This is a genomic window from Hyphococcus aureus, from assembly GCF_042643165.1.
Classification (GTDB): domain Bacteria; phylum Pseudomonadota; class Alphaproteobacteria; order Caulobacterales; family Parvularculaceae; genus Hyphococcus; species Hyphococcus aureus.
The window spans coordinates 1,673,795-1,699,784 of record NZ_JBHRSH010000001.1 but is presented as its reverse complement, the minus strand read 5'-3'; the positions used below and the strand labels follow the sequence as shown (position 1 = coordinate 1,699,784).

Annotated in this window: 22 protein-coding genes; 17 read left to right on the top strand and 5 right to left on the bottom strand. The window is 59.3% G+C overall.

All coding sequences use genetic code 11. The features are described 5' to 3' along the window. Nucleotides 1-251 precede the first annotated feature (251 nt). The 11 genes from ACFOOP_RS08345 (at nt 252) to ACFOOP_RS08295 (ending at nt 12,841) form a co-directional block, all read left to right on the top strand. Complete coding sequence (locus tag ACFOOP_RS08345; protein WP_379880450.1) at nt 252-2,315, top strand: response regulator; 2,064 nt, start codon at nt 252-254, stop codon at nt 2,313-2,315. 227 nt (nt 2,316-2,542) lie between these two features. Further along, nucleotides 2,543-5,404 (top strand): hypothetical protein, encoded by a 2,862-nt coding sequence (locus tag ACFOOP_RS08340; protein ID WP_379880449.1) that lies wholly within the window; start codon nt 2,543-2,545, stop codon nt 5,402-5,404. Between the two features lie 166 nt (nt 5,405-5,570). Beyond that, the gene (locus tag ACFOOP_RS08335) at nt 5,571-6,485 is read left to right on the top strand and encodes a sulfite exporter TauE/SafE family protein (protein WP_379880448.1); all 915 of its coding nucleotides are present in this window, start codon (nt 5,571-5,573) and stop codon (nt 6,483-6,485) included. Beyond that, nucleotides 6,485-7,228: a TIGR02186 family protein gene (locus ACFOOP_RS08330; RefSeq protein WP_379880447.1), complete on the top strand. Its 744-nt coding sequence runs from the start codon at nt 6,485-6,487 to the stop codon at nt 7,226-7,228. The genes ACFOOP_RS08335 and ACFOOP_RS08330 overlap by 1 nt, the downstream gene beginning before the upstream one ends. 50 nt (nt 7,229-7,278) lie before the next feature. Beyond that, on the top strand, nt 7,279-7,767 hold the full coding sequence (locus ACFOOP_RS08325) for a DUF3429 domain-containing protein (protein ID WP_379880446.1): 489 nt from the start codon (nt 7,279-7,281) through the stop codon (nt 7,765-7,767). A 64-nt stretch (nt 7,768-7,831) separates the two neighbouring features. Further along, nucleotides 7,832-8,758 carry a bile acid:sodium symporter family protein gene (locus ACFOOP_RS08320; protein ID WP_379880445.1) on the top strand — a complete coding sequence of 309 codons (927 nt, stop codon included), beginning with the start codon at nt 7,832-7,834 and terminating at the stop codon, nt 8,756-8,758. Next, entirely contained in the window at nt 8,755-10,509 is a 1,755-nt protein-coding gene (locus ACFOOP_RS08315) for an N-acyl-D-amino-acid deacylase family protein (RefSeq protein WP_379880444.1), read from the top strand. The genes ACFOOP_RS08320 and ACFOOP_RS08315 overlap by 4 nt, the downstream gene beginning before the upstream one ends. A gap of 10 nt (nt 10,510-10,519) precedes the next feature. After that, nucleotides 10,520-10,846 carry a DUF2834 domain-containing protein gene (locus tag ACFOOP_RS08310; protein WP_379880443.1) on the top strand — a complete coding sequence of 109 codons (327 nt, stop codon included), beginning with the start codon at nt 10,520-10,522 and terminating at the stop codon, nt 10,844-10,846. Further along, on the top strand, nt 10,843-11,988 hold the full coding sequence (locus tag ACFOOP_RS08305) for an iron-containing alcohol dehydrogenase (RefSeq protein WP_379880442.1): 1,146 nt from the start codon (nt 10,843-10,845) through the stop codon (nt 11,986-11,988). Before ACFOOP_RS08310 ends, ACFOOP_RS08305 begins: the two co-directional genes overlap by 4 nt. Continuing rightward, the gene (locus ACFOOP_RS08300; RefSeq protein ID WP_379880441.1) at nt 11,988-12,416 is read left to right on the top strand and encodes a DUF3052 family protein; all 429 of its coding nucleotides are present in this window, start codon (nt 11,988-11,990) and stop codon (nt 12,414-12,416) included. Before ACFOOP_RS08305 ends, ACFOOP_RS08300 begins: the two co-directional genes overlap by 1 nt. Further along, nucleotides 12,413-12,841, top strand: coding sequence for an acyl-CoA thioesterase (locus ACFOOP_RS08295; RefSeq protein ID WP_379880440.1), 429 nt, complete (start codon nt 12,413-12,415; stop codon nt 12,839-12,841). The genes ACFOOP_RS08300 and ACFOOP_RS08295 overlap by 4 nt, the downstream gene beginning before the upstream one ends. Here the strand turns inward: ACFOOP_RS08295 and ACFOOP_RS08290 are convergent. Then, entirely contained in the window at nt 12,838-13,674 is an 837-nt protein-coding gene (locus tag ACFOOP_RS08290; protein WP_379880439.1) for a TauD/TfdA dioxygenase family protein, read from the bottom strand. The genes ACFOOP_RS08295 and ACFOOP_RS08290 overlap by 4 nt on opposite strands. Before the next feature lie 94 nt (nt 13,675-13,768). On the opposite strand from ACFOOP_RS08290, the gene ACFOOP_RS08285 reads away from it, so the two are divergent. Both ACFOOP_RS08285 and ACFOOP_RS08280 read left to right on the top strand, forming a co-directional pair. After that, on the top strand, nt 13,769-14,560 hold the full coding sequence (locus tag ACFOOP_RS08285; protein ID WP_379880438.1) for an enoyl-CoA hydratase/isomerase family protein: 792 nt from the start codon (nt 13,769-13,771) through the stop codon (nt 14,558-14,560). A 42-nt stretch (nt 14,561-14,602) separates the two neighbouring features. Then, nucleotides 14,603-16,435 (top strand): DUF885 domain-containing protein, encoded by a 1,833-nt coding sequence (locus tag ACFOOP_RS08280; RefSeq protein ID WP_379880437.1) that lies wholly within the window; start codon nt 14,603-14,605, stop codon nt 16,433-16,435. Here ACFOOP_RS08280 and ACFOOP_RS08275 read toward each other — a convergent pair. Further along, the gene (locus ACFOOP_RS08275) at nt 16,432-17,169 is read right to left on the bottom strand and encodes a FadR/GntR family transcriptional regulator (protein ID WP_379880436.1); all 738 of its coding nucleotides are present in this window, start codon (nt 17,167-17,169) and stop codon (nt 16,432-16,434) included. The genes ACFOOP_RS08280 and ACFOOP_RS08275 overlap by 4 nt on opposite strands. Nucleotides 17,170-17,171: 2 nt before the next feature. Continuing rightward, the gene (locus ACFOOP_RS08270) at nt 17,172-18,344 is read right to left on the bottom strand and encodes an isovaleryl-CoA dehydrogenase (protein WP_379880435.1); all 1,173 of its coding nucleotides are present in this window, start codon (nt 18,342-18,344) and stop codon (nt 17,172-17,174) included. A gap of 155 nt (nt 18,345-18,499) precedes the next feature. Between ACFOOP_RS08270 and ACFOOP_RS08265 the strand changes: the two genes are divergently transcribed. The 4 genes from ACFOOP_RS08265 to ACFOOP_RS08250 are packed head-to-tail and all read left to right on the top strand — an operon-like array spanning nt 18,500 to nt 23,547. Beyond that, nucleotides 18,500-20,104 (top strand): carboxyl transferase domain-containing protein, encoded by a 1,605-nt coding sequence (locus tag ACFOOP_RS08265; RefSeq protein ID WP_379880433.1) that lies wholly within the window; start codon nt 18,500-18,502, stop codon nt 20,102-20,104. Nucleotides 20,105-20,115: 11 nt separating this feature from the next. Continuing rightward, on the top strand, nt 20,116-20,646 hold the full coding sequence (locus ACFOOP_RS08260; RefSeq protein ID WP_379880431.1) for a GNAT family N-acetyltransferase: 531 nt from the start codon (nt 20,116-20,118) through the stop codon (nt 20,644-20,646). 4 nt (nt 20,647-20,650) lie between these two features. Then, on the top strand, nt 20,651-22,657 hold the full coding sequence (locus tag ACFOOP_RS08255) for an acetyl/propionyl/methylcrotonyl-CoA carboxylase subunit alpha (protein ID WP_379880430.1): 2,007 nt from the start codon (nt 20,651-20,653) through the stop codon (nt 22,655-22,657). Next, nucleotides 22,654-23,547, top strand: a complete 894-nt coding sequence (locus ACFOOP_RS08250) for a hydroxymethylglutaryl-CoA lyase (protein WP_379880429.1) — start codon at nt 22,654-22,656, stop codon at nt 23,545-23,547. The genes ACFOOP_RS08255 and ACFOOP_RS08250 overlap by 4 nt, the downstream gene beginning before the upstream one ends. On the opposite strand, the gene ACFOOP_RS08245 is transcribed toward ACFOOP_RS08250, so the two are convergent. Beyond that, nucleotides 23,544-24,500, bottom strand: a complete 957-nt coding sequence (locus ACFOOP_RS08245) for a homocysteine S-methyltransferase family protein (RefSeq protein WP_379880428.1) — start codon at nt 24,498-24,500, stop codon at nt 23,544-23,546. The two genes, ACFOOP_RS08250 and ACFOOP_RS08245, sit on opposite strands and share 4 nt — an antisense overlap. A gap of 118 nt (nt 24,501-24,618) precedes the next feature. Then, entirely contained in the window at nt 24,619-25,989 is a 1,371-nt protein-coding gene (locus tag ACFOOP_RS08240; protein ID WP_379880427.1) for a serine hydrolase domain-containing protein, read from the bottom strand. Nucleotide 25,990: the final 1 nt, after the last annotated feature.

The window sequence follows — 25,990 nt, the reverse complement described above, 5'->3', positions numbered from 1 at the left end:
CATTTTGCCCGCAAGGCAAGAGAATTTCACCCATGAATGGCAGCGCCCGGGGCCCTGCGGCAAGACTTTATTAAGGTTCTGCCTGCCCGCCCTTCAAGCCTTGCGCGCATCTCGCGTAAAAACGCCCGGTGGTTACCCTGCGTAAAGCATTCCATAAGCATAGTTCTCCCCAGACGGAGGCAAAACAGCCGCCCAAGAAAAAAAGCCCAAAGTACTGTTACGAGGAAACGCCCAAAGGAAACGCTGGCGATATGACCAAGCAACGGCAGGCAGAAATCGACCACCTCCTCCGCGACCGCGACGCGCTGACCGCGTTCGTTGACGAGCATGAGATGCTTGTGCGCGCTGTCCACACAATGCCGCAGATGTTTTATGTGGTGAAGGACGACAAGCTGCTCTTCTGTAACCGGCAGCTTGCGGAGTTTTACGATCTTCCCGAAGGCATGACCGCCGCCGGCACGCCCTGGAGCGTGATGATGCAGGCGATGCTGGAAACGCATCTGCCGGATCAGGCGACACTCGTTGATGACATGAAAGCCGAAACCTTGCGGCAAATCCGCGAGAAGGGAAAGTTCAACATTTCCTGGGCGCTGGAAGATGGAAAGCATCTCCTCATCGAAGCGATCGAAGGAAGTGACGGACAGATCATCGTCACCTATTCCGACATCTCCGTGCTCAAAAATGCGCAGCGCAAAGCCGAGGCCGCCGAAAAAGCCAAAGCCGCCTTCCTTGCGAATATGAGCCATGAAATTCGCACGCCCATGAACGGCGTTATGGGCATGGCGGAGCTGTTATGTTCAACCACGCTCGATGAAACGCAGTCCACCTATGCTTCAACGATTTTGAAATCGGGTGAAGCGCTGCTGACCATCATCAACGACATTCTCGATTTTTCCAAAATCGACGCGGGCCAGTTGAAACTGCATCCGGCGCCATTCTCCATCGCAGAAGCAATCGAAGATGTCGCGCTCCTGATTTCCTCGCGCGTCCTTGAAAAGAATCTTGAGCTTGCCGTCCGCGTTCAGCCGGACCTGCCGGCGATGTTTGTCGGCGACGCCGGCCGTCTGCGCCAGATCATCACCAATCTTATGGGCAATGCGGCGAAGTTCACTGATGAAGGCCACATTCTCGCTGATCTGTCGGGTGAGGCGACCGAAGGCGGTTACAAGCTGACCTTCAAAATCGAAGACACCGGCATTGGCATTCCGTCAGAGAAATGCGCCACGATTTTTGACAAATTCAGCCAGGTCGACGACTCTGCGACGCGCAAACATGAGGGCACCGGCCTCGGCCTCGCCATTTCCGCATCGCTAGTCGAGCTCATGGGCGGCGAAATTGGCGTTGAAAGCCAGCCGGGCGAAGGCTCGACTTTCTGGTTCTCCATTGTTCTTCCGGTGCATCATGGCGAAGAAAAAGCTGCGCTGGCGCCTGTGGATCTCTCTGGCGCGCGCATCGCGGTCATTGACGACAACGCCGTCAACCGCAAGATTTTGAAAGAACAGCTCGCCAGCTGGGGCTTTGAATGCGCACTCTATAAAAATGCACAGGAAGGCCTCGTCGCGCTGCGCGACGCCGAGACCGGCAAGCCCGACCTGTTAATCCTCGATCATCACATGCCGGGAATGACCGGCGCCGATCTCGCCATGGTGCTGCGCGCCGACCCCACATTTAACGATTTGCCGATTGTGATGCTCACCTCGGTGGATGAGGCCGCTGGCGGCGCCGGGTTCATGTCCCTCGGCGTCAACGCCCACCTCACCAAACCGGCGCGCGCCGCGCGTCTGTTTGAAACCATTGTGCGCGTGCTTCACGAAAAGCCGAACGCCGAAAACCCGGCGTCCGAACCATCTGAGCCTGCGGCCCGGTCCGCGCCCCAGTCCGCGGCGCCGGAAAAATCCGAGCCAGCCCAGCCGGAAAGCTCAGGCGGCCTCGACATCCTTGTCGCCGAAGACAATGAGGTGAACCGCCTCGTCCTCACCCATATCCTGAAAGAGACCGGCCTCAGCTACAAAATCGCCCTTAATGGCCGCGAGGCGCTGGCGCTCTACGCCGAATGCCAGCCTTCGGTCATTCTTATGGACATCTCCATGCCGGAAATGAACGGGTTCGAAGCCGCGAAAGCGATTCGCGAGGCAGAGGCCGAGTCAGGCCTGCATACGCCGATCATCGCCATCACCGCCCACGCGCTGAAGGACGACAAGGAAAAATGCCTCGCCGCTGGCATGGACGATTATGTCTCGAAGCCGATTTCGGCGGCGCGCCTGAAAGACCGCCTCGACCACTGGATGCGCGTCGCCACTGAGGCCGCGGCCTGACGGGCCTAGCGCCGGTTTTCCCCTATCGCCTCTTTGCGTCCCCGAAGCACCGCGAATCAGCTTTAACCTTTCATTAACAATCTGTGGTTTTTCCTGTCCCATTAAGGCTTTGCGGGCGCCGCGAAGCACCTTAACGGTGACCTGTTCGGCTTGAGACCGGCGCAGGCGACTGCGCTTTTTCAGCCGGGTGGGAGGGGAAACGCCCCAGCGAATGACGGTGGAAAGCCATGAAATCGAACGCGCCCTGGAGCGTCAAAGGCATTGAGCGCGATGCGCGCGAGACCGCAAAGGAGGCGGCGCGTCGCGAAGGCATGACGGTCGGCGAATGGCTGAACCAGATGATCTACAGCCAGGCTGAAGGCGGTGACGGCGCCCTTTCCGACGCCGAAGTCGAAGGCCTGAAGCTTCGCGACATCGTCACGGCCATTGAACATTTGCGCAATCGCGTCGTTGAAGCTGAATCGAAAAACGCCGCCGCCGTCGCCGATCTCAGCCGCAATATGGGCGGGTTCGTCGAACGCATGCAGCGCCTCGAACGGATAAAGCCCGCCGAAGGATCCTATGAGGATGTCGCGCAGCGTATAGAAAAGCTTGAGCGCGCCGGCGGCGACCGCGGCCGCATTGACGCGCTAAAAGCGCTTGAAAAAGCCGTCACCCAAGTTGCTGTCCAATTCAACAACGCCCAGCGCACCACTCTTACCCGCCTCGATTCCGCCGAAGCCCAGCTCCAGGAATTCGCTGAACGCATAGACCGTGTGGGCGAAGGCGGCGCTGGCGAACCGGCGGAACTCAGCCCCCTGAAATCGGCTATTGAGAACCTAGCTGAACGGGTCGCGAAGGCCGAACGCATTGCACAAGAGGCTGCCGCCCTGAAAACCGAAGCGGCTGACTCTTCCGATCCGGAATTTGTCGAGCGCACCGGCGCAAGATTGCGCGTCCTTGGCGATGAGATTAAACGCGGCGGCGATCAGATCCGCGCCCTTGAAGGAACGATCGCAAAACTGTCTGGCCAGATCGAGGCGGCCGAGAAACGCAGCGCCGACGGCGTTCAAAAAGTCACCGAGACCATCGCCGAAGTGCGCACGCAGCTCGTCGCCGAAGAAAAGAACAACGCGCCCGATGTGGAAGCCGTTCTCGCCGCCGCGCGTGCGGAAACCGAAGACAAACTCGAAGCGCTGCATCGCTCTCTGCAAGAAATAAACGCCCGCTTTGAGACGCTTGGGCGCAATGAAACGCCGGCGCCGGAAGCGCCCGCTGCGATCGAGGTCATGGAAATGGCGCCCGCAGCCGAGGCCGAACCGGAGCCCGCCGCCAGCGATAGCGAAGATATTAACGACGTCGTCGACGAAATCGAAGAAGCCGTCGCTGCGATGGAAGCGGAAGACGACAGCGCCGAAGAAGACCCTTTCGCGTTCGCCGATGATACAGACACATCAGCGGAAGCCGAAGAAGCAGAACCTCTTGATGCGGAAGCCGATGACGAGCCCGCCGACGATTTTAGTTTCCAGATCGACGACGAGACGCAAGACGCCAGCACGCAAGGCGAAGGTGAAGACGATATCCTCGTCAGCGCTGACGAGGGTGAAGACGATGGCGGCGCGATGAACGATGCAGAATCGCTTCTCGCCGAAGTCAGAAGCGCGCTCACCGGCGAAGGCCTCGAAGATGATGGCGACGAAGAGGATGATGAGCTTGGCGCGGCTGAAACGGAAACGCCGACCGGCGCCGTCAGCGAAGACGATGAAGAAGATGAGCAGGCGCCGAACACCGCCTCTCTCGCCGCCTCCATGGCGATCGATACCGACTCCTCGTCAGAAGAAGAGCCTTCCGCACCTGCGCCCAAGGAAGACATGCTGCAAGCGGCCCGCCGGCGCGCGCGTGAAGCCGCCAGCCAAGGGGAAGACGGACGCCCGCGCCGCAGCCAGCTGACAGCAAAACAACGCGCCATTCTCGCTGCCCGTGCGCGCCAGAAACGCGCCGCCGAGGAAGGCCATGACGATACGAGCATGGATTCTCATCCAGAGCCTGCCGCGCAACATGCGCCGGCGGAGGACAGCGCAGAGTCGCTCACCTTTGCCGAAACGGAGGCTGCGCTGGAAGAAGAGGAAGCAGCGAAGTCCGGACGGTTCGGCAAGTTCGCCGCAGCGCTCGCCTCCGCCAAGGCGCGCCTTGGCCGCAACAAAGACGACGATGCAGACGAGCACCTTGCCCCCAAGGCAAAAGCTTCGTCAGTTGAAGAAGACGATTTCGAAACACGCCGCGGGAATGGCGACCGGGCCGCGCTTGACACCCTCAAATCGACGAGTTCGGCAAAACCGCTGACCATTGCGCTTGGCATCGCCATTCTGCTTGCGCTCGCCGCGCTCGTTTATCTCATGAAAGATTTTGTGCTCAAACCCGACGCTGGCGCCAACGCGCCCACGCCGGCGATTGCGCGCACCGAGACCCCTGCTGAAGCTGCGCAGGAAACAACCTCCACGCTTCCCTCCGTGCCGGAGGCGCCCGCAACCGATCCCCAGGCGCTCTATGTGGAGAGCATGGACGCGCTCGCCGCTGCAACGAGCGAATCCGGCGCCAAATCCGCAATTGCAAAACTTCAGGACGCCGCTGCGCTTGGCTATCCTCCGGCGCAACTCCAGCTTGGCGAACTTTACAAGACCGGCCAGGGCGTCGAGCAGGATCTGGGGCAAGCCCGGCTCTGGTTCCGCCGCGCAGCCAATGGCGGCAATGTGCTCGCCATGCACCGTATCGGGGTCATGACCGCGCGCGGTGACGGTGGTCCTGCTGACAGTCAGGAAGCTATCGCCTGGTTCGAACGGGCGGCGAATTTCGGCCTCGTCGATTCCCAATACAATCTCGGCGCTATCTATCACCCAAGCGAAGACGGCGGATCATCCGTGCAGGATGCGGCGAAAGCCTATTACTGGTACTCGCTCGCGGCGGCGAATGGCGACGCACAGGCGCAGCCGCTCGCGGCTGGCGTCGCAGTTGCGCTCTCCCCGGAAACGCGCTCGGAAATTGACGCTGACGTCTCCGCGTGGACGGCTGAACAGCCTGACGAAGCCGCCAATCTGAACGCCGCTGGCTAAAACGCCGCAAGGCCCGCAATCAAAAGAGCGGGCGGACCTTACTTGTTTCACAGGCGCGGGCGCGCCTATAAACGCCACATCATCCGCGCGGGCGTTGACAGCGAAAGCAACAAAGCAACACTGACGCCTGCGCCGTTATCGCGTTTCAGGGGTTCGTCAGCTTTTCATGCAGCTTTATCTCCCCATCGCGGAGATGCCAGTCGATCCATTTGTGGTGATCACCATGGGCGCGGCTGTCGGCTTTCTGTCCGGCATGTTCGGCGTCGGCGGCGGTTTTTTGATGACGCCGCTTCTTATCTTTTACGGCATTCCGCCAGCGGTCGCCGTCGGCACCGAGGCCTCACAGATTGTCGCCTCTTCTGTCTCTGGCGCACTCGCCCACCTCAAACGTAAAACTATCGACTTTCAAATGGGCGGGTTTCTGGTCGCCGGCGGCGCCATAGGATCAATCATCGGCGTTCTGGTTTTCCGAATGCTGATCAAAACCGGTCAGATCGATACGTTGATCTCGGTTTCCTATGTCATCTTTCTCAGCCTCATCGGCGGACTGATGCTGTGGGAGAGCATTCGCACCCTTTTACATTCAACGGAAGAAAAACAGAAACACGCGCGCAAGCGCCGCAGTCCCGCCTGGCTGGCAGCGCTCCCCTTTGCGATGCGCTTTCGCGCCTCCGCTCTTTACATAAGCCCGATTGCACCAATCGCGCTCGGTTTCATCGTTGGGCTGCTCGCCTCCATGCTGGGCGTCGGCGGCGGTTTCATCATGGTGCCAGCGATGCTTTATATTCTGAACATGCCCACCAATGTCGTCGTCGGCACATCACTGTTTCAGATCATTTTCGTCACCGCTATCACGACAGTTCTTCACGCCGCGGCAAACCAGACGGTGGACATTGCGCTGGCGCTGCTATTGCTTAGTGGCGGGGTTGTCGGCGCACAGCTCGGCGTCCGCGTCGGCGTCAAGTTGAAAGCGGAACATTTGCGCGCCCTGCTCGCGCTGCTTGTTCTCGGCGTATGCGCAAGGCTTCTGATTGATCTCGCCCTGCCGCCCGCCTCGTTTTTCATTGTGGACGGTCTGTGATGAGAAATGTCTTGCTCGTCCTCGCCCTGATGATCGCGCCAGCAGGAGCCGCGAATATCGAAGTGGCGCTCACCGATGACCGGGTCGAAGTGGACACCGGCTTCGCCGGCGCCCGCCTGACCCTGTTCGGCGCCATAACAGGCCTGGAAGATCCGGCATCCGTTGACATTATTTCAGTCATCCGAGGACCACAAACGCGGTTTCAGGTGCGCCAGATGGAAAAGAGCAACCTTATCTGGACGCCGGGCCCCGCCCATATCATTGAGCGCGCGCCGGGGTTGTACCTGACTTATGCGACCCGCACCATTGATGATATCGCCCCGCTGCCCGTGCAGGATCAATATCATCTTGATGCGGACTATCTCGACATTGCTGTCGAAGCGCATGCGCCGGCGGATGAAAACAATGCTGGCCTTTATCGCAGCGCCTTTCTCAGCGAGGCGGAAGAGCTCGGCCTTTATGGCGCCCATCTCGGCGGGATTGAGTTCAAGAAAGGCGCGCTTTTCACCATTACGGCGCGCCTTCCCGCCAACACGCCCGTGGGTGAATATGAGGTCGCGGTTTATCTTTTCCGCGATGGCGAGCTGATCGGCTCCGATGCGGCGGCGCTGGCCGTCAATCGCGTCGGCCTTGAGCGCCGGATTTACGATTTCGCCCATCAGCGCCCTGTTTCCTACGGGATATTTTGCGTCGCGCTCTCGCTGATCGCCGGCTGGGCGGCGAGCCTTGCATTCCGCAAATAGGATTTCTGGGCTATTCTCGCGCGGACGAGTAGCGTGCGGGAGGGACAAATATGGCTAAAGCTAAGCAAAAAGCAGAGATGACGCAGCTTGGATTTTACGGGCTTGCGCCTTTTTTCATCGCCGCTGCCGCGCTGTGGCTGAGCCCCGCCATCATCCCCGATCACATCGCCCTCGATTTCCACCTTATCGCCCTCACCTATGGAGCGGTCATCGTCGCGTATCTTTCCGGGGCTGGCGCGGGCGCGACGCTCAATCCCGGGCAGAAGCTGCAAGAGTCTTTTCTACCGGGACAATTGATTACGCTCGTCGCCTTTGCCGCGATCCTGCCTGACGGCGTCTTTATGATGGCGCTGGGCGCCGCCTGGCGCCATTTCATTATCCTCATCCTGCTTGTCTATTTGTTGATGCGAGACCTCGCCGCGACGAACAGCGGCATATTTCCGAAATGGTATGGCGCATTGAGGCTGCGGCTCACCTTCTGGGCCGGGCTCGCGATCCTGCTGATCATGAGCCGGCTTATGCTTTGGGGCTATTATTGAGCCAATGATGCTTTTGCTGCGCAGCGCCATTCTGTTTTTCGCGATTGGCGGTTAGAAGCCGCGCATGGACGCAATTGCACTCGATCAACTGACGATCGCCCTTTCGCTGTCATCGCAGCTCATGCTGGCGGCGGCGATCATCATCATGATTTTCGCCATCGCGCTCGGCTTGAAACCTGAGCATTTTGCATTTCTGAAAACCGACCCGAAACTATTCTGGGGCGGGCTCGCCGCGCAGCTAATCGGCCTGCCGCTGATGACGCTGGCGCTGGTCACCATCATGGACCCCCATCCATCCATTGCGCTTGGCATGATCGTCGTCGCAGCCTGCCCCGGCGGCAATGTGTCGAACTTCATGACCTGGAGCGCGCGGGGCGACACCGCCTATTCGGTTTCGCTCACCGCCGGATCGAGCGTCGTGGCCGCAGTCTGGACGCCGGCGGCGATTCTTTTCTGGTCTGAACTCTACCCGCCAACAGCGCAGCTTCTCGATACAATCGATTTCAACCGCATCGCCTTTGTCATCCAGACGACAGTCATGCTCGCCGCACCCCTGACCCTCGGCATGCTCGGCGCCCGATATTTTCCCGCCGCCGCAGAAAAATTCCGCAAGCCGCTCGCGCTATTCGGCGCCGGCATCCTCGCTATTGTGATTATCGATGGATTTATCCAGCTGACGGCCGCCCTGCTGCCCGCTTGGTCGCTCATCCTGATACCAGCCGCGCTGCATAACGCGTCGGCCTTCGCACTTGGCGCGGGCGCCGGGCGGCTTCTCGGCGCTTCAGCCCCGCGGCGACGCAGCCTCACCTTCGAAGTCGGCATTCAGAACACCGGTCTCGCCATCGTTCTCATCCTTGCTCAGCTAAAGGGGCTTGGGGGCGCGGCGGCCATCGCCGCTGTATGGGGCGTTTGGCACTTCGTTTCCGGCGGCGCTATGATCCTCCTCTACAGAACAATAGACTCCCAAAAGGCTCACAGGAAACGCACATGACCTTCGACTTCAAAATCACCAATGGCCTCCTCTATGACGGAGATGGCGGTGCGCCCGTTCACGCCAATATTGGTGTGAAGGACGGCAAGATAGCAGAGATCGGCGCCTGCGCAGGCGATGCAAAGCAAGTGATCGACGCGGACGGCGCCATCGTGACGCCGGGGTTTATAGATCTTCATACTCATTATGACGGCCAGATCTCCTGGGATGAAGAACTGAAACCCTCCGTCAATCATGGCGTCACCACCATTATCATGGGCAATTGCGGCGTCGGTTTCGCGCCAGTGAAAAAGTCCGATCACGATCGCCTCGTGCGCCTGATGGAGGGCGTTGAGGACATCCCCGGCACGGCGCTGCATGAAGGCCTGACATGGGATTGGGAGAGCTTCCCCGACTATATGGACGCCATCGATGCGATGCCGCACACCATCGATTTTGGCGTGATGATCGGCCACGACCCCGTGCGCGTCTACGCCATGGGAGAGCGCGCCAGCGCTTTCGAGGAAGCAACCGATGACGATATCGCGCAAATGAAACAGATCGTGCGCGAAGCCATGGAGGCGGGCGCCGCGGGCTTTTCAATCGGGCGCACCGACATCCACCGCACCGCCGACGGCGAGTGGACGCCGAGTGCGGAGGCGAGCGAGAAAGAACTGACGGCGCTGGCAGGCGCCCTCGCCGAGCTCGATCATGGCGTGTTGCAGATCGTCAATGACTTCAATCTCGAACGCGAGGGCGATCAGTTCGCCGACGAGTTCAAAATCGTCGAAAGTTTCGTGCGCGCCGGAAATGGCAAGCCCGCGTCGATCTCTCTCATGCAGCGCGACATGGCGCCCAATGACTGGACCCGCATCCTGAAAGAAACCGAACGCCTCAACGCCGAAGGGATCGACTTCAACGTGCAGGTCGCGCCGCGCGCCATCGGCGTCTTTCAGGGGCTGCAATGCACCTTTCACCCGATCATGGCGCAGCCGAGCTACATCGCCATCAAGGACAAGCCGCTGGCGGAACGCGTTGCGATCATGCGCGATCCGGAATTCAAGAAAAAGTGCCTTGCAGAAACGCCGGTGAAACTCGCCGGACCCGGCTCCTCCGTGCCGCCCATCGCCGACACCATGATCGCGGCGATCGAACTCGTCGCAAACAAATTTTTCCGCCTAGGTGAAAATCCCGATTACGAACAGCCGCAGGACAAATCGCTCGGCGCGGAAGCACGGGCCGACGGTGTTTCGGCTATGGAGAAACTTTACGACACATTGCTGGAGCTTGACGGGAAACAGCTCATCTATTTCCCGATCTATAATTACACCGAATTCAATTACGACAATGTCCACGCTATGCTGACCCACCCGAAGGCCTTGCCCGGTCTTTCCGATGGCGGCGCTCATGTGGGCACGATCTGTGACGCGAGTTTTCCGAGCTACCTTCTCTCCTATTGGTGCCGCGACCGCGATCACGGGAAAATCCCGCTTAAGCGCGCCGTCCAGATGCTCACCGCCGACGGCGCCGATTATCTCGGGCTGAAAGACCGCGGGCGGTTAAAAGTCGGCATGCGCGCCGACATCAACATCATCGACCATGAGAAACTGCGTCTCGGGGCCCCGCGCATGGTGAAGGACCTCCCTGCGGGCGGCCAGCGCCTGCTGCAGCCCGTCTCCGGCTATCGCGCGACCTTCGTCAATGGTGAACAGGTCATCGCCAATGACGAGGTGACGAAAGCAAGGCCGGGACGGCTGGTGAGGTTTCACTAGGGGGAAGTTAATGCGAATTGGCGGCGATCCAAAGCTCTATCTTGCTCTGACCTTACTTGGCGTCGCCGTCCCTTACGCTGCATTCATTCCCTGGATAGCTGATAACGGTCTTTCGCCAGCGTTGTTCACGCAACAAGCCTTTGAGACACGCATCGCGGCGTTTGCGTGGCTCGACGTTATTGTCAGCGCGCTCACAGTTCTTGTCGCCGCAACGACGACAATGCGTGGCGCAAGGCTTGCGTGGATTGTCGCCGCCTGTTTTCTTGTGGGCGTTTCGGCGGCGCTGCCGCTTTTTCTCTATTTCCTCGCCAAAGACAGCGCAAAGGCGGCTACATGAACTTCACCTTCGACACCGTACCCAACATCATTTTCGAAACCGGCGCCGCTGCGCGGCTCGGCGAGATCCTCAAATCGCGGATGCAGCGGCCCTTTGTCGTCACCGATAAAGGCGTTGTCGGGGCCGGGCTGATCGACGGCGCCTTGAAGGGACTTGAGAAGGCGGGGCTCGATTACGCGCTCTTCGACGGGGTCGAGGCGGACCCGCCGGCGAAAGTGGTGAAAGGCGCCATCGAGGCGGCGCGCCAGCACAAGGCCGACGGCGTCATCGGGTTCGGCGGCGGCTCCTCCATGGACACGGCGAAGGTCATCGCCTGCCTCATCAACTCAACACAAACCCTCGAAGAGATTTACGGCATCGACCAGGCGCGAGGCGCGCGCGTTCCCCTCGCCCTCCTCCCCACGACCTCCGGCACAGGCTCAGAAGTCACCAACATCTCCGTCATCACCACCGAAGACGATCAGAAAATGGGCGTCCTCGGCCCCCAACTTTACGCCGACCTCGCCATCCTCGACGCATCTTTGACGCTCTCCATGCCGCGCCATGTGACGAGCGCCACGGGCATCGACGCCATGGTCCACGCTATCGAGGCCTATACGACGAAACTGAAAAAGAACCCCGTGTCCGACGCGCTGGCCACAAAGGCGCTGGCCCTCCTCTCCGCCAATATTCAGCGCACCTGCGATACGCCGGACGATATCGAAGCGCGTGAGGCCATGCTGCTCGGCGCAATGCTCGCGGGACAAGCCTTCGCCAACGCACCCTGCGCCGCCGTGCACGCCATGGCCTATCCCCTCGGCGTGCATTTCCATGTGCCGCACGGGCTCGCCAATTCGCTGATGCTGGCGCCGGTCCTGAAATTCAACATTCCCGCCGCCGCGCCGCTTTACGCCGAGCTTGGCGATGTTATCGGCGCCAATGACACAGGTGATTTCACGACCCGCGCGGAAGCCTTTGTCGCCAAGATGGTTGCTATCTGCGCCGCCACGGGCGTCAAAAGCCGCCTCTCGGAAGTCGGCGTCTCCCATAATGTCCTGCCGAAACTCGCCGAAGACGCGGCAAAGATCGAACGTCTCATGAAAAACAATCCGCGTCCTGTCTCCGAAGAAGACGCCCTGGCGCTGTATACGGAAGTGCTTTGATGAGTGCCGGCTATTCCGGCACGCCGCTCTTGAAAAAGCTTGGCGTCAAGGACGGACAATCGGCCCTGCTTGTAGCCTTGCCGGACGAGGTGAAAGACCTCTCCGGATTCAAGCATTGGGGCCGCTTAAAGACCGCGAAAACAACCCGGGGCGTCAGCGGCGGGCCATATGACTATGTGCATTTTTTCACCTCCAGCGCGACACAGCTTACGAATACATTGCCGAAGCTAAAAAAGGAGCTGATGCAAAACGGCATGATCTGGGTGTCCTGGCCGAAAAAGTCCTCCGGCGTTCCGTCATCCGTCACTGAAGACACCGTGCGCAACCTCGCCTTGAAAATCGGTCTTGTCGATGTGAAAGTTTGCGCCGTTGATGAGGTCTGGTCAGGGCTGAAACTCGTCATTCCGGTCAAAGACAGAAAGATATGAAGCAGCAAACAACCCGAGCCAATTACAAACATTTCCTGCCGCTGCAAACGCGCTGGGCGGACAACGATATTTACGGCCATGTGAACAATGTCGCCTATTACAGTTATTTCGACACCATCGTGAATGAATATCTGATCGCATCCGGCGCGCTCGACATTCACGAAGGGGCCGTCATCGGTCTTGTCGTTGAGACAGGTTGTAAATATTTCGCGCCGCTTGAATTCCCGCAAAAACTCGACGGCGCCTTGCGCGTCGCCAGGATCGGCAATTCCTCAGTGCGCTACGAACTGGCGATCTTCAAACAGGGTGATGACGCGCCTGCGGCCGAGGGGCATTTTGTACATGTCTATGTAGACCGGGAAACGAGAAGACCCGCGAGCTTGCCGGCCGACTTGCGCAGCGCCCTTGAGAAAATCGTCGCCTAACGCGCTCCAATAGTGGTCCGGTGCATGAGCCGCACATACCCTTCATAGCCGCCAGTAGCGCGATGAAGCACCGAGCGATTGTCCCACATGACCAACATGTTCGGCTTCCATCTGTGCTTGTAGACAAATTCCTCGCGCGTCTGCCATTGATAAAGCTCGGCGAGAAGCGCCATGGATTGATCCGGCTCCATATCGGCGAAGCCGGTGATGTAGCCGATGCAACCGTAAATTCCTTCCCGGCCTGTTTCAGGATGCTTTGCGATAATCGGGTGGCGATATTCCGCTTTCAACGCTTCATCCGAGGCGCGAATATCCATGGATCTACTTTTGCGGTCTTCGTCGCCATAGACGCCGCCTTTCGCGTAAGGCACGCGCGCTGAATGAATGGCGACCTTGCCTTCGAGTTTCACACGCAAGGTGTCGGGCATATGCTCCAGCGCCAGATGCTGGTTCGCGAAATGCGTATCGCCGCCATGGGGCGGAACGGTGATCCCGAAAAGGCAGGTTCCCGCCGGTGGGTTTTGCTGAAAGCTCCAGTCTGTGTGCCAGCTCTCGGCGAAAATCGGCGCGGCCTCGTCCGCCTCGCGCTGCACTGCAATGATATGCTTTCGGCCCGGAATCGGCGCGATGAACGGATCATCTCCAAATGGCCCGAAATAAAGCGTGAACCGCTCCAGATCATCATCGCTCATAGCCTGATCGGGAAAAGAGAGCACATGATGGGCCAGCCACGCATCGCGAATGTCGGCGATCACCCGGTCGTCCAGAGGTTTTGTGAGATCAGGCCCTGTGACGCTCGCGCCGCAGGGGCCGCCGCTTGCGACGATGTCCATTGCCGCCTCCTGTTTCCTTCCTCTTCCCGCTTTGATAGACCGTTAAAAAGCAAAGGGAAACGCGCTTCGGCAGTTCAGCTCTCAAGGAACGACAATGTCAGAACAGGTCCTCATCACGACACTCGATTCGCGCGGCGTCGCGCGGCTCACCATGAACCGCCCGGACATCCGAAACGCATTCAATGAAGAGCTGATCAGCGAAATTTGCGAAGCCATGGGCCGCCTCAACGCTGACCCCAATGTGCGCGTTATTGTTTTAACCGGCGGCGGGAAAGCCTTTTCCGCCGGCGCCGATCTCAACATGATGAAGCGCGCCGCAAGATTTTCGGCCGCTGAAAACAAGGACGATGCGCGCCGCCTCGCCCACATGCTTTACTCCATCTATCACTCGCCGAAACCGACTGTTGCTTTGGTCAACGGTCCGGCCATGGGCGGCGGCATCGGCCTGATCGCGGCCTGTGACATCGCCATCGGCGCAGACACGGCGTTCTTCGCCCTTTCCGAAGTGCGCGTCGGCCTTATCCCGGCGGTCATTTCGCCCTTTGTCATTCAGGCGATCACTGTTCGGCAGGCGCGCCGCTATTTCACAACCGGCGAGCGCTTCGACGCAGCCGAGGCGCGCCGCATCGGCCTTCTCCACAGGATCGTCAATGCCGATGCGCTCAATGACGCGCTTGAAGAAACGCTCGGAGAATTGCTGGTTTGCGGACCCCAATCGCAGACCCTGGCGCAGGAACTTATTCACAAAGTCGCCTATCGTCCGCTCGGCGATGCGGTGATGGAGGAAACGGCGGGCATGATCGCCAAAACCCGCGCCAGCGATGAAGGCAAGGAAGGCGTGACCGCCTTCCTTGAAAAACGAAAGCCGAGCTGGCTGAAAGCCTGACACCATAAAACAACCTATCGCATCTTACGGGAGACATAACTGATGACCCTATCGCGCCGCGCCCTCCTTCAGTCTTCCGTCGCTACGGCGGCTGTCGCCGCCTTGCCCGCAGCCTGCGCAAGCGCTGACGGTCCCGAAAAATCAGTAAGCAGCCTGCTCGATGAAGCGACAGATTTCATGCTGACCGCCTATCCAGAAAGCGCATCCAGCGCCGGGCTTGATACTGGAAAATACGCCTTTCTGAAGTCGCAGTTGACGGATCGATCGTCCGAAGGACAGGAAGTCATTGAAAATAAGGTGCGCGAGATGCTCGCCCGGATGCGTAAGGTCGACACGGCGTCGCTTGCGCCTGATCAGGCGCTGAACGTCGATGTTGTGCGCAGCGTCTTTGAAAGATCCGCCGACGGATTCGATTTCCCTTATGGCGACATGGCGCTCCTCAACACGAACTGGTCCTATCGCAACAGTCCCTATGCGGTTGCGCAAAACACCGGGGCGTTTGTTGAAATCCCGAGTTTTCTCGACTCCGCCCACAGCATTGAAACAAGCGAAGACGCAGACGCCTATCTTTCACGGATGGAAGCCTATGCGGGCCAGCTTGACGGTGAAACGGAGCGCACCGCCGCCGCTGGCGACCTCGGCGTCATCCTGCCGGATTTCCTGATGACGAAAACACTTGGCCAATTGCACGGCGCCGCCGGAACGCCAGCAGAAAACTGGGGGATTGTGACCTCGCTCGCATTACGCAGCGCGGACCTCAAGGGTGATTATGCGGACAAAGCCAAACTGATCGCTGAGACGAAAATCGGCCCCGCCATTGAACGGCAAATTGCGGCGCTGGAGGCATTGGCGCCGCGCGCCACCAACAATGCGGGCGTCTGGGCGCAGCCTGAGGGCGAGGCTTATTACGCCTGGGCGCTCAAGGCCGGAACGACCACGACCATGTCGCCCGATGACGTGCATGAAATGGGACTTGACGAACTCGCGGCGCTCCACGCGCGCATGGACCCGATCCTGCGCTCCATCGGCTATACGGAAGGTTCGGTCGGAGCGCGCATGACAGCCCTTTCCGCTGACCCACGTTATAAGTTCGCTGATGGCGATGAAGGCCGTGCGGAGATTATGGCGTTCATCGATGCAACGCTCGACGACATTCGCGCACGCATGCCGCAAGCCTTCGAAACGCTCGTCCCTGGTTTTCTTGAAGTCACGCGCATTGCGCCGGAAGTTGAAGCCGGCGCGCCTGGCGCCTATGGCGGGGCGGGTTCCATCGACGGCAAACAGCCGGGTCATTTCTGGATCAATTTACGTACGCCGGACCTGCATAATCGCTACACGCTGGCGGACCTCACCTATCATGAAGCGATCCCCGGTCATGTTTGGCAAGGCGAATACACCTTCAAGCAACCGCTGATCCGGTCCTTGCTGGCCTTTAACGCTTATTCCGAAGGATGGGCGCTTTACGCTGAACAGATCGCCGATGAACTCGGCGTTTACGATGATTTCCCTGTGGGGCGGCTCGGCTATCTTCAGTCGCTTGCGTTCCGCGCCTGCCGTCTTGTGGTCGACACCGGGCTCCACGCGAAACGCTGGACGCGCGAACAGGCGATTGACTGGTTTGTCACTAATAACGGCTCGAACCCGGATGAGGTGCAAAGCGAGGTTGACCGCTATTGCGCATGGCCGGGGCAGGCCTGTGGCTACAAGGTCGGTCATTCTGCGATTGTGGGCCTGCGCGAGAAAGCAAAAGCGGCGCTAGGCGAACGCTATGACTTCCGGCGCTTCAATGACGCCGTCGTGCTTGGCGGAAGCGTGCCCATGACTGTGCTTGGCCGCGTCATCGATGACTATATTGCGCGCGAAAAAGCCGCCTAAAGGATGGGTTTATCCATATCGACTTTCGCCACCAAATAACCGCGCTTCAAATCAGCGATATGTTTAGCCATCCACTCTTCGGCGAGAGCTTCATCGCGCGCAGAAAACGCATCCAGAATATTCTTTTGCGCGTTGAGAATACGTGAGCGAGCGTTTGGGGCCTTGCCAATGACCTGTCGAAGGCTCTCGCCGATCATCATGTTCAGGGATTGAAGCATCGCAAGCATCACCCGGTTATCGAGCCCCTTGGCGAGCGACTGAAAAAACTCAACGGCGCATGCAACCGTCTTGTCATGATCATCATCGGCATTCGCTTCCAGCGCGCGCCATACGGTGTTCAGTTCTGCGAGGCTTTCTTCATCCAACCGCGTCGCAGCGAGCCGCGCCGCCTGTGGATAGTAGATCGCCAGCGTTTCCCAGACTTCGCTGAATGTCACCCCGCCAAGTGCGAGGCTGCGGCTCGCCGCCGCCGCCACGTCCGAAGCATTCGGCCGCCTGACGATAAACTTTTTATGGGAGCCGCGTACGATCAGACCTGATTGTTCCAGCAGGCGCAATCCTTCGCGCACAGTCGAGCGCGTCACTTGAAACTGTTCGCACAGCGCCGCCTCGATCGGCAACGCCTCGCCGTCGGCTAAACCACCCTCGACGATATTTTCTTCAATGGCGCGATAGACCTTGAGATAAGCAGGCTCGCGATAAAGCGGCGCGAATTTCGCTTTTGGCTCTGACATTTTTAAGCCGTTTTTGAAAAGAGTTCGCGGCCAATCAGCATGCGGCGCACTTCTGAAGTCCCTGCGCCAATTTCGTAAAGCTTGGCGTCGCGCAACAACCGTCCTGTTGGATATTCGTTGATATATCCATTGCCGCCGAGAAGCTGGATTGCATCAAGCGCTATCAACGTCGCTTTTTCCGCCGCAAAAAGGATGCAGCCTGCCGCATCCTGGCGTGTGGTCTCGCCACGGTCGCAAGCCTTCGCCACCTGATAGACATAGGACTTCGCGGCGTTGGTCGTCACATACATGTCAGCGAGCTTTCCTTGCACCAGTTGAAACTCGCCAATCGCCTTGCCGAATTGCTGTCGCTCATGGACATATGGAAGCACAACGTCCAGACAGGCCTGCATGATGCCGAGCGAACCGCCCGCAAGCACCGTGCGCTCATAATCGAGACCCGACATCAATACACGCACGCCTTCATTCACTTCGCCAAGGACATTCTCCTCGGGCACTTCACAATCTTCGAAAACAAGCTCGCAAGTGTCTGAGCCGCGCATGCCGAGCTTGTCGAGCTTTTGCGCCGTAGAAAATCCTTTGAAGCCTTTTTCAATGAGAAACGCCGTGATGCCGCGCGAGCCGGCGTCGGGTTCGGTTTTGGCGTAGACGACTAGGGTGTCGGCGCCCGGACCGTTGGTGATCCACATCTTGTTGCCGTTCAGAATATAGCGGTCACCCTTTTTCACGGCGCGCGTGCGCATGCCAACCACATCGGAGCCGGCGCCGGGTTCGGACATGGCGAGGGCGCCGAGATGCTCACCGGAAATCAGCCTGGGCAGATATTTCTCTTTCTGCGCTTTCGAGCCATTCAAATTGATCTGGTTGACGCAAAGATTGGAATGCGCGCCATAGGAAAGACCAACAGCGCCGGAAGCGCGCGAGATTTCCTCCATGGCCACCACATGGGCGACATAGCCGAGCCCCGTCCCGCCGAACTCTTCATCGGCGGTGATGCCGAGCAGCCCCAGCTCACCCAGCTCTGGCCACAGGTCGCGGGGGAAAAGATTTTTTTCGTCAATTTCGGCAGCTCGAGGCGCAAGGCGATCCGCCGCCCAGCGCGCCACCATATCGCGCATTTCTTCGATCATCGGATCGAGATCGAATTTCATAAATGCCTGGCTGTTGGAAAGCATCGGAGCGCTCCTCACGATTAGAGGCTTTCAGAAGGGACCGGCCTCAAAAAAAAGCGCAAAAATCCCGGAAAATCCGCCTAATCTTAAATAAACCTGTTGTCGGACAATAGTACTATAGGCTAATATCAAAACCAAAGGCAAGATGGAAAAAGCGGATGCCTGTCATTCAATCCAAGATCGACCCACGCTCTGAAGGCTTCGCCGCCAATGCGGCGGCCATGCGAAAGCTTGTCGATGACCTTCACGCCAATATGGACAAAGTCGCCGAGGGCGGCGGCGCCCGTTACGCCGAGCGCCACAAGGCGCGCGGGAAACTGCTCGCCCGTGAACGGGTGGCGCGCCTCGTCGACCCCGGGTCGCCTTTTCTGGAAATCGGCCAGTTCGCCGCCTGGGGTATGTATTCTGGCGACGTGATGAGCGCCGGGATTGTCGCGGGGCTCGGGCGCATCAATGGCGTCGAGTGCATGATCGTCGCCAATGATCCCACCGTCAAAGGCGGCACCTATCACCCCATGACGGTGAAGAAACATTTGCGCGCGCAGGAGATCGCACTCGAAAACCGCCTTCCCTGCATCTATCTCGTCGAGTCGGGCGGCGCGTTTTTGCCGATGCAAGACGAGGTTTTTCCGGACAAGGACGATTTCGGCCGCATCTTTTTCAATCAGGCGCAAATGTCGTCAAAAGGCATCCCGCAAATCGCCATCGTCCACGGGAGCTGCACCGCCGGCGGCGCCTATGTTCCGGCGATGTCGGACGAAGCCGTGATTGTGAAAAAACAGGGCACAATTTTCCTTGGCGGCCCGCCGCTCGTTAAAGCCGCAACTGGCGAAGTTGTTTCGGCGGAAGATCTTGGCGGCGGCGACACGCATACACGCATTTCCGGCGTCGCAGACCACCTCGCCGAAGATGATGATCACGCACTCGGCCTCGCCCGCAATATCGTCAAGCGTCTCAATTGGGTGAAGCTCGGCGAGGTGGTGATGGCCGACCCCTGCCCTCCGCTCTATGACGCCGGGGAACTTTACGGGGTTGTTGAGACCGATGCCCGCAAACCTTATGACGCGCGGGAGATCATTGCGCGCCTTGTCGACGGCTCTGACTTCGACGAATTCAAACCGCTCTACGGGTCGACGCTTGTCACCGGATTTGCACGCTTGCACGGATACCCCGTCGGCATCCTCGCCAATAACGGCATCCTGTTTTCCGAAAGCGCCAAGAAAGGCGCTCATTTCATTGAGCTTTGCTGCCAGCGCAAAATCCCGCTGGTGTTCTTGCAAAACATCACAGGTTTCATGGTGGGGCGGTCCGCAGAAGAAGGCGGCATCGCCAAGGACGGCGCCAAGCTCGTCACAGCCGTCGCCACAGCTGCGGTGCCGAAATTCACCGTGGTTGTCGGCGGCTCCTACGGTGCCGGCAATTACGGTATGTGCGGACGCGCTTACGGTCCCCGCTTTATGTTCATGTGGCCGAACGCGCGCATCTCCGTCATGGGCGGCGAACAGGCGGCGAGCGTCCTCGCCACAGTCAAACGCGACGGGTTACGCGACGGCGAGACATGGAGCGCCGAAGAGGAAGATGAGTTCAAAGCCAAAATCCGCGCCAGTTACGACGAACAGGGCTCGCCTTATTACTCCTCCGCACGGCTCTGGGATGACGGCATCATAGATCCGGCGCAAACCCGCGATGTGTTAGGGTTGTGTCTCTCGGCGTCAATGAATGCGCCTGTCGAGGAAACACGCTTCGGCATGTTCAGAATGTAGGAAATGACTAAATGACGCTTGGCCTTTTCATTCGCGACGCCGTCGATGACGACCATGACGCTCTCCATGGCCTCATTGCAAGCGCCTTTGGTCGCGATGACGAGGCGCAGCTCATGCGCACATTATGGTCCGAACACGCCGTCGAAATCGAACTCGTTGCGGAAACAGGCGGCGTTGTCGTCGGCTATTGCGCCTTCACGCCCATAAGCTGCAAGCCTGATCTTGATGGCCTGCTTTTGGGACTTGGCCCCCTTGCCGTTGCGCCTGAGCATCAGCGCCAGGGCGTCGGCGCCGCGCTGGTGGAAAAAGGACTGCAACATTGCCGCTCGCGAAATGCGCGCTTAATCGCGGTTCTTGGCGATCCTGACTATTATGCGCGGTTCGGATTTGAACCCGCAGCAAAACGAAAAATGACCTGGGCGGGATTTGACGCTGGCGACGCTTTTCGCGTCATCGCGCGCGAAGATGACGCGTTTGGCCGCGTCACGCCCAATGAAATCCGCACCATTCATTATCACAACGCTTTCGACATGGTGAGTTAACGCAATGTTCAAGAAAATTCTCATCGCCAATCGCGGAGAAATCGCTGTTCGCGTCGCTAGGACGGCGCGGCGCATGGGCGTCGCCACCGTCGCTGTCTACTCCGACGCCGACGCAAACGCTCCCCATGTGCGCGCCTGCGATGATACGGTCTATATTGGTCCTTCCGCCGCTGCGGAAAGTTATCTGCGCGCGGAAAAGATTATCGACGCCTGTAAAAAAACCGGCGCCGAGGCAGTGCATCCGGGCTATGGTTTTCTTTCCGAGAACGCTTCGTTCGCCGAGGCGCTCGACAAGGCCGGTATTGTCTTTATCGGACCCAGCGCCGAGACGATCCGCGCCATGGGATCGAAATCGGCGGCGAAAGATTTGATGGAAGCGGCCAACGTGCCGACGACGCCCGGCTATCAGGGCGAAGATCAGGCTGTCGCAACATTTAAAAAGGAAGCAATGCGTATCGGCTATCCGGTGCTCCTGAAAGCGACGGCGGGCGGCGGCGGCAAGGGCATGCGCATGGTCGCCCGCGAGGAAGACCTTGAGGATGCCCTCACTTCCGCGCAGCGCGAAGCGAAATCCGCTTTCGGCGATGACCGCTTTTTGATCGAGAAATATGTGACGCGTGCGCGCCATGTTGAGGTGCAGATTTTTGGCGACGGCAAAGGCGACGTCGTGCACATGTTCGAGCGCGACTGCTCGGTGCAGCGCCGCCACCAGAAGGTCATCGAGGAAGCGCCCGCGCCGAACCTGCCCGCGAATACTCGCGCTGCGCTCCTGAAAGCCGGCGTTGACGCCGGCAAGGCCGTGAATTATCGCGGCGCGGGCACGGTGGAGTTTCTCTACGACGCAGAAAATGACGCCGTCTATTTCATGGAAATGAACACGCGCCTACAGGTCGAACATCCTGTGTCGGAAATGATCACCGGGCTTGATTTTGTCGAATGGCAATTGCGCATCGCCTCTGGTAAAGGCCTGCCGTTGTTGCAAGACCAGATCGGGGAAAATGGCCACGCCTTCGAGGCGCGGCTATACGCCGAAAACCCGAACCAGAATTTCGCCCCCTCAATCGGCACGCTGACAACGCTGCGGTTGCCGTCCGAAACCGCGCGCATCGATTCCGGTGTCGAGGAAGGTCAGGCAATCACGCCGTTTTACGACCCCATGATCGCGAAAATCATCACCTATGGATCAACGCGTGAGGAAGCTTTGGGCGCCATGCGCGCCGCATTGTCTGAAACGCGCGTCGCCGGGCTGGAGACCAACGCCGCCTTTCTCTATGCCCTCGCCGCCGAACCGGATTTCATCACGGGCGAGGTTTCAACGAAATTTATCGAAGAGCATGACGGCGCACTCTTCGCGCAAGCGCCTGCCGGACCGAAACAATGGGCCGTTGCGGCGCTATGGAAGCAACCGCCTGTCGCCCATCACAAAGACCCCTGGAACAGCTTAACAGGCTTCCGCCTGAACCGTCCGCGTCACGAAGTGATGTGGGTCGAGCATGAGGGCCATGCTGCGATCCTGCGTCTTTCCAAAGACGGCGAGGCTTTCAAGGCGACGCTCGAACCCGATGCTTCCGCCGCCGCGCGACGCGAAGGCCGCGAGCCGCAAGCGCCCATCCAGTTTTCGTTTTCCGGCGTGAACAATGGCGTCGACATGCGGCTTGCCGTGGAAGGTGAAGACGCTGTCGCTTTCGCCGCGCCCCATAACGACAAGCTTCGCGTCTGGATCGGCGCAGGGCATTGGGACATCGCCTTCCCTGACCCGCTCGCCGGGATTTCCACGCATCATTCGAGCGAAGGCTCGCTTGTCGCGCCCATGCCCGGCGTCGTGACGCTCCTCTCCGCCAAGCCCGGTGACGCCATCGAGGCGGGCAAGCCGCTTCTCGTCATGGAAGCCATGAAAATGGAGCACGCCATCAAGGCGCCCTTCGACGGCGTCATCAAAGCCTACAAATTCCAGCCCGGCGACCAGGTGAAAGACGGCGATCTGCTGGTGGAATTCGAGGAAAGCGCGTGAGCCAATTCATCACCCTTTTTGAAGTCGGCCCGCGCGACGGTCTGCAAAATGAAAAACAGACTGTCGACGTCGCCACCAAGGTCGAGCTGATCGAGCGGCTCGCCGCCTGCGGTTTCAAAAATGTCGAGGGCGGCGCGTTCGTCTCACCGAAATGGGTGCCGCAGATGGCGGCGTCTGACGAGGTGATGGCGAAGATCGAGCGCAAGCCCGGCGTTTCCTATCCGGTGCTGACGCCGAATATGAAGGGCTATGAGGGCGCGCGCGCCGCGAAAGCCGATACGGTCGCGATCTTTGGCGCAGCGTCGGAAAGTTTTTCACAGAAAAACATCAACTGCTCCATCGCCGAAAGCCTGGAGCGCTTTCGCCCGGTGGTCGAGGCGGCGAAGGCCGACGGCGTCAAAGTGCGTGGCTATGTCTCCTGCGTCCTCGGCTGTCCCTATGAGGGAAAGATCACGCCAAGCCAGGTCGTTCCCGTCGCCAAGGCGCTTTACGAGATGGGCTGTTATGAAATTTCGCTGGGCGACACGATCGGCGTTGGAACACCCGAAGAAACAAAAGCGCTGGTCCGCGCCGTCGCGACAGAAGTTCCCCTCGCCGCGCTTGCCGGACATTTCCACGACACCTACGGACAGGCGCTCGCCAATACCTGGGCGGCGATAGCGGAAGGCGTCACCGTATTCGACAGTTCCGTGTCCGGCCTCGGCGGCTGCCCTTATGCGAAAGGCGCGAGCGGCAATGTGGCGAGCGAGGACGTTGTCTACTCCCTCGCCCGCTCCGGTTTTGAAACCGGCGTCGATCTCGACACGCTGGTCGCCACAAGCCTCTGGATTTCAGAAAAGCTCGGACGCAAGCCCGGCTCGAAAGTGACGCTCGCCCGAACGGCCGGTTAGGCCGCCGCTTTTTTCGCCCGACTGATTTCCTGAGCGATCGCCGACACATGACGCAAATCCGTGCCGCAGCATCCGCCGAAAATCGTCAGCGACGGAACCAGCCGCCGCAACGCTTCATTTTCCAGCGCTAACTCGCCCGGATTGCCGTCATCCAGCGCCTCGGCTTCATCAAGCTCCGCATGAGAGCATTTCGACGCATTGGCGCGTACGCCCTTCAGCCGCGAGAGCCAATGATCACTATCGCGCAGCACATTTGTAAAATGGGTCGGATGTGCACAGTTGATCATGTAATAGGCTGGCGCTTTTCGCGCTTCGAAATCCGTTTCCATAATCGCTTCGCCCAATGGCTGACCGGATGGCAGGCGCCCATCGGTCTCGACCGTGAACGACACGGCGCAAGGCATTCCCGCCGCCGCCGCTGCATTCACAAAGCCAATCGCTTCCGGCGTATTGTTCATGGTCAGCGCAGTCGTGATGTCCGCCGCCGTGCCGACGAAAATCTCCGCCTGAAACGAGTGATAGTCTTCCGCCTCTTGCACTGTCATCAGAGCGCCCGCCTGGTAGCCGTCGCCGCGCGGTCCGACATTGGCTGAGATGACGAAAGGCCGCTCGAGCGCTGCTTCGTCGCGCACCTCTTCAATAAGCGCAATGGCGTCGCGATTCGCCGCTTCCAGCGCGGCGCGGTCGTAACCGAGCTTTGGGCCCCAATCGGGGCTTGCGCGCCAGGTTGCCGTTTCGAAAATAAAGCCGAAGCCATACCGTTTCGCTAGCCGCGCATGCTCCAGACAATATTCGCGCATGGCCGCACGGCCCTTTTCATCCTTCAGCAAGGTGAAAGACGCGAAATGCGGCAACTCAAATCCCTTGTTGAACAGAAGATCCGTTTCCATGCCGCTGTCGGTCAGGAAAATGTCCTCACCCAGTTGCGGCAGTTTTTTTCTATAGGTCGTCATGCCTTGTTCCTTCTCTCTTTGAGCGCAGGAGATAGGAGCGCGCGCACCCCGCCTTTACTGGCGGATGGCGGGAGACATCTCTGACTTTCGTCAGGGAAAACCTGTCTTTCAGGTAAGGTTAGCCCTCCAGCGCGGCGAGAAGATCGGCGGAGAATTTCGCAATATCGAAACCACCGCCATCGTCGAATCCCCTGCGCACCACGAGCATGTTGTGCGCAGGAATGATCACCAGATATTGCCCGCGATTGCCTTGCGCCGCGTAGGTTCCTTCCGGCAGCCCGTGGCGTTCGCCGAAAAGCCAGAACTGGGCGCCGTAACCGGGCATCTGTGCGCCATTGGCGCGAGTTAGAGGCGGCTGCGCCGGCGCAGGCGTCGCCACATAATTGGCCCACCCTTTGGGCAGGATGCGCTCGCCTTCCCAGACGCCGTCAGCCAGATAAAGAAGCCCGATACGCGAAAGATCGCGCGCGGTCGTCCATACCTGTGACGACATGACGAAATCGCCATTCCAGTCAGTTTCCAGAAAGGTGTGCTCCATGCCAAGCGGCAACAACACGCGCCAGAATGGATACTCAATATATTGCTGGTCGTTCTTCATGCGCTCGCGCAGGGCCCGCATCGCCGTCATGGTGTCATTATTCGCATAGCGCCAGCGTGTTCCCGGCGCCGCGACAAGACGGTTCGTAATCGCATGATCGACAACACGCCCGCCGCCGAAATAAACATCGTCGGTTCGATTGCCCGCAGTCGGCGATGTGAGACCGCTGGACATGTGCAGCAGGTTTTCAAGCGTGATGGCGCCGCGTGGATCGCCAGGCGAGCCCCACGCGGCAAGTCCCGCCGGTTTGTCAACCTCGATAAGTCCGTCATGGACCGCGGCGCCGATCACTGTCGCTGCAATCGATTTCGCCACAGACCATGTGCGCTGCGGCGTCGCAGCGTCAAAGCCGTCACGGTATTTTTCCGCTATGACAGCGCCGTCTTTCAGGACGAGAACGGCCGTCGTCTCCGTCCCCTCTCCATAGGTGGCGCGGTCAAAGGCCACGTCAACAATGCCCAACAAATCGGGATCATTGCTGAGACGCTCGGTCAGCGGGCTAGGCGCCTTGCGATCCCAGAAAGATTTAACATAGGGAAGCGCGCCAATGGCGTCTTTATCCGCCATGGCGGGCAGTTGCGCACAACCGAGATATGGACGCCAGGCGGCCATGCGAGCACCGCCTTCATAACGGACCAAAACCGTCTTTGCCTTATCGTCGATCACCGCATCAGGCAGCGCCGCCATGGCTTCGCGATAATCCGGATAGATGCGGTGAAGCTCGTCGCCAGCGATTTCATCAACTGAGCGGTCAGCGTTAAAATGCGCCGAACAGGTAAACGCCGCCTTGTAGCCCGCCACATTGGAAAGATGGGCAGGGTCAGGCGTTTGCGCATGCGCAGCGCTGGCCATGAGAGGCAACGCTATGGCGGAGATCAGTGAGGGTTTCATG

Excerpts from the sequence above, each read along its gene's own strand:
- ACFOOP_RS08255 (WP_379880430.1), top strand. The coding sequence starts at position 20,651 with ATGTTCAAGAAAATTCTCATCGCCAATCGCGGAGAAATCGCTGTTCGC.
- ACFOOP_RS08315 (WP_379880444.1), top strand. The coding sequence starts at position 8,755 with ATGACCTTCGACTTCAAAATCACCAATGGCCTCCTCTATGACGGAGAT.
- ACFOOP_RS08305 (WP_379880442.1), top strand. The coding sequence starts at position 10,843 with ATGAACTTCACCTTCGACACCGTACCCAACATCATTTTCGAAACCGGC.
- ACFOOP_RS08270 (WP_379880435.1), bottom strand. The coding sequence starts at position 18,344 with ATGCTTTCCAACAGCCAGGCATTTATGAAATTCGATCTCGATCCGATG.
- ACFOOP_RS08245 (WP_379880428.1), bottom strand. The coding sequence starts at position 24,500 with ATGACGACCTATAGAAAAAAACTGCCGCAACTGGGTGAGGACATTTTC.
- ACFOOP_RS08335 (WP_379880448.1), top strand. The coding sequence starts at position 5,571 with ATGCAGCTTTATCTCCCCATCGCGGAGATGCCAGTCGATCCATTTGTG.
- ACFOOP_RS08345 (WP_379880450.1), top strand. The coding sequence starts at position 252 with ATGACCAAGCAACGGCAGGCAGAAATCGACCACCTCCTCCGCGACCGC.
- ACFOOP_RS08280 (WP_379880437.1), top strand. The coding sequence starts at position 14,603 with ATGACCCTATCGCGCCGCGCCCTCCTTCAGTCTTCCGTCGCTACGGCG.
- ACFOOP_RS08240 (WP_379880427.1), bottom strand. The coding sequence starts at position 25,989 with ATGAAACCCTCACTGATCTCCGCCATAGCGTTGCCTCTCATGGCCAGC.
- ACFOOP_RS08310 (WP_379880443.1), top strand. The coding sequence starts at position 10,520 with ATGCGAATTGGCGGCGATCCAAAGCTCTATCTTGCTCTGACCTTACTT.
- ACFOOP_RS08320 (WP_379880445.1), top strand. The coding sequence starts at position 7,832 with ATGGACGCAATTGCACTCGATCAACTGACGATCGCCCTTTCGCTGTCA.
- ACFOOP_RS08265 (WP_379880433.1), top strand. The coding sequence starts at position 18,500 with ATGCCTGTCATTCAATCCAAGATCGACCCACGCTCTGAAGGCTTCGCC.
- ACFOOP_RS08325 (WP_379880446.1), top strand. The coding sequence starts at position 7,279 with ATGGCTAAAGCTAAGCAAAAAGCAGAGATGACGCAGCTTGGATTTTAC.
- ACFOOP_RS08275 (WP_379880436.1), bottom strand. The coding sequence starts at position 17,169 with ATGTCAGAGCCAAAAGCGAAATTCGCGCCGCTTTATCGCGAGCCTGCT.
- ACFOOP_RS08295 (WP_379880440.1), top strand. The coding sequence starts at position 12,413 with ATGAAGCAGCAAACAACCCGAGCCAATTACAAACATTTCCTGCCGCTG.
- ACFOOP_RS08340 (WP_379880449.1), top strand. The coding sequence starts at position 2,543 with ATGAAATCGAACGCGCCCTGGAGCGTCAAAGGCATTGAGCGCGATGCG.
- ACFOOP_RS08285 (WP_379880438.1), top strand. The coding sequence starts at position 13,769 with ATGTCAGAACAGGTCCTCATCACGACACTCGATTCGCGCGGCGTCGCG.
- ACFOOP_RS08300 (WP_379880441.1), top strand. The coding sequence starts at position 11,988 with ATGAGTGCCGGCTATTCCGGCACGCCGCTCTTGAAAAAGCTTGGCGTC.
- ACFOOP_RS08260 (WP_379880431.1), top strand. The coding sequence starts at position 20,116 with ATGACGCTTGGCCTTTTCATTCGCGACGCCGTCGATGACGACCATGAC.
- ACFOOP_RS08290 (WP_379880439.1), bottom strand. The coding sequence starts at position 13,674 with ATGGACATCGTCGCAAGCGGCGGCCCCTGCGGCGCGAGCGTCACAGGG.
- ACFOOP_RS08330 (WP_379880447.1), top strand. The coding sequence starts at position 6,485 with ATGAGAAATGTCTTGCTCGTCCTCGCCCTGATGATCGCGCCAGCAGGA.